This is a genomic window from Dietzia sp. SYD-A1, assembly GCF_015356725.1.
Taxonomy (GTDB): domain Bacteria; phylum Actinomycetota; class Actinomycetes; order Mycobacteriales; family Mycobacteriaceae; genus Dietzia.
Window position 1 is genome coordinate 1 of the sequence record NZ_JADDKI010000552.1, and the last position, 2,617, is coordinate 2,617.

Genomic DNA, 2,617 nt, shown 5'->3' on the forward strand with positions numbered 1-2,617 from the left:
TGGCAGATAGGGCTTGTCGGTACTGCGGGTCCGGTGAGTTGGTACTGCTGTTCCGGCGACCCGGAACCGGCCCGCGCGTGAGGCGGGCCGGCACCGTCGGGTCCTATTCCCAGTAGCCGGTGGTGGCTCGTGCTTGGTCGTCGCGTTGGCGGCGCATGTCGACTTCGCCGAGGTTGATCTCGCGGGCGTTGTTGGCCAGGCGGTTGACGATGGAGTCCGCGGCCACCCGGTCAGGTAGGGCTTCGAGCCAGTACGCCGGTCGGGATTGTGAGGCGATCATCGTCGGCAGCCGGTGCTCCCGGTTGGCCAGCACGGCGAACAAGTCGTTCGCGGCCTCGGGGTCGATGCCCACGGTGAGGAAGTCGTCGATGATTAGCAGTTCCACGTCCGACAGGTCGTTGAGCATCTTCTGGTGGCGGATCCCGTCACCACGGGCGATGACCAGCCGCCGGGCGAGTTCGTCCATGCGGGCGTAGGTGACGGTGTGCCCGTTCTGGCAGGCGGCGATCCCAATCGCGCAGGCCAAGTATGTCTTCCCGCCGCCGGTCGGCGAGATCACCAGCAGGTTTGTGGGGTCTTGGCGCCAGTGGTGCCCGGCGTAGCGTTTCATCCGCACCGGGGTGATCCCGCGTCCTTCCTGGTAGTTGATCTCCGCGATCGAGGCTTGCGGGATCGGGAACTTCGCGGCGCGGATCAGCTTGTCGATCCGGTGGGCCTGCCGCTGGTCCAGGGCGTCGTCGACGGCGGTGAGGAAGATCTGCTCCGGGGTGAGTTCGTCGTTGGCCTCATCGCTGATGAGCTCCTCGAACCGGGTCGCCACGTGCGTGATGCGCAGGTTGCGGAACTTCTGGTGATCGATCTCGGTGAACATCACACGCCCTCCCCGCTGCGCCCGCGCGAGTAGTGATCGGCCGAGCGGACTTGAATCGCGCCGTCGTCTCGGGCCCCGGCCGGTGGCGGAGGCTTTCGGGTGGCCGCCGCCGGCACCACGGGCCGGGGCGCCTTGCCATCGGAGTCGATGCTGGCCATGACGCGTTTGAGCACGCTGTAGCTGCCAGCGCCGTTCTGGTTGAGCAGCACCTGGCAGGCCGCCTCGAGCCGCTGCCGACTTCTCTTGCCGAGAGTCTCGAGGATGTTCTGGCAGTCCAGATAGCCCTGCGCCTCGATCACGTGACGATCCAGGATCTGGGCGATCACCTGCTCAGTGGCGGGGCCGAATCCGCGGGCACGATCGGTGAACCACTGCCGGGACCACAGACCGTCGATGCCCTGATGGGCCTTCGGAGCGTGAGCGAGCACGGTCGAGTACTGGCCCTTGCGGCCGTGGCGCCTGGGGTGCTCGCAGACGACCTGGTCACCGTCGAAGATCGTCACCAACTGCGCGGTCAACCGGACTCGCAGCAGCTGACCGGCGAAGGTGTACGGCACCGAGTAGTACTGCGAATCGCAGGACACGTGATAGTTCCGTCCGACCTTGAGCTGCTTCCACTCCACCGTGGCGAACCCGTCGTCGGGCAGAGCCGCCAGCAGCGGCGCTTCATCGGACTCGAACCGCTCCCACCGGGTCGAACCGTCAGCCCGGCGAATCTGGGTGTTGATCTCCACGACCCGCTCGGCGATGGCGGCGTTCAGGGCCTCGATGGTGGTCCACACCTCCTCGGCGAGGTAGCCGATCACGCGCTTGTTGACCACCTCCACCGCCGACTCCACGGCCGCTTTATCGCGGGGTTTGCGGACCCGCGCCGGCACGATCGCCGTGCCGTAATGGTCGGCCAGTTGCTGGTAGCGGACATTGACCGCCCTGGCCGCCTCGCCCTGCTTCTGCCTATGAGTCGCGGTGGTCGGGTTGTCGGGCACCACCATCTGCGGCGTCCCGCCGAAGAACGCGAACGCGGCGACGTGAGCATCGATCCAGGACGGGGACTTCATATCCGTGAAGCCACGGCAGAACACCGCACCGGAGTACGGCAGCACCGCCACGAACAAGTACAGCTTGGTGACCTCCCCGGTGACCGCGTCGAGGACCTCGAGGGTGTCGCCGGCCCAGTCGACCAGCATCGTCCGACCGGGTTCGTGATGCAGCGTGGCCACCACGTCCTTGATGCGGGCGTGCTCTGCAAACAGGGCGCAATACTGCGAGTACCCGTACTTCTTCCCGGCCCCGGCGGGGTCGGCGAGATATTTGCCCCACGCCTGCTGGATGGTGAAGTGCCGGTTGAACTTCATCGAGGCCAACACTCGATCAAAGTCAGGTTTGGCGTAGTCCTCCGAGACGCGTTTGCGCCCGTCGGGGAACATCCCGGCGATCTCAGCCGGGTTCATCGACGCCGCTTGGCCGGCGGTGATGCCATACGCGGTGATCGTCTTCTTCACCGCCGCGATCTCCCGCCGCGAGCACCCGACGGCGGCGACGATCTCACTGTAGCTATGCCCGGCCAGCGCCAACGTCATGATGGCCTTGTAGTCGGCCACATCAGCCTCCTCAAATAGGAAGAGGCGGCGCAGTCGCGCCGCCTCACCCCGAGCAGACCACCCCTACCGCCCCGAGGAGTACCGAGTCGCCGGAATCGAAGTACCCGATCGCCGGACCAGGGGTACCCACTCGCCCTATCTGCCA

2 protein-coding genes are annotated in these 2,617 nt (G+C 66.3%); both read right to left on the bottom strand.

Going from position 1 to position 2,617, the window contains the following annotated elements; genetic code table 11:
* Nucleotides 1-103: 103 nt before the first annotated feature.
* Nucleotides 104-871 (bottom strand): ATP-binding protein, encoded by a 768-nt coding sequence (locus IY392_RS16840; protein WP_194861852.1) that lies wholly within the window; start codon nucleotides 869-871, stop codon nucleotides 104-106.
* Complete coding sequence (gene istA / locus IY392_RS16845) at nucleotides 871-2,472, bottom strand: IS21 family transposase (RefSeq protein ID WP_194861853.1); 1,602 nt, start codon at nucleotides 2,470-2,472, stop codon at nucleotides 871-873. The genes IY392_RS16840 and istA overlap by 1 nt, the downstream gene beginning before the upstream one ends.
* Nucleotides 2,473-2,617: the final 145 nt, after the last annotated feature.

Bases quoted from the DNA above. Each gene is read 5' to 3' on its own strand.
- IY392_RS16840 (WP_194861852.1), bottom strand. From the start codon at position 871: ATGTTCACCGAGATCGATCACCAGAAGTTCCGCAACCTGCGCATCACG.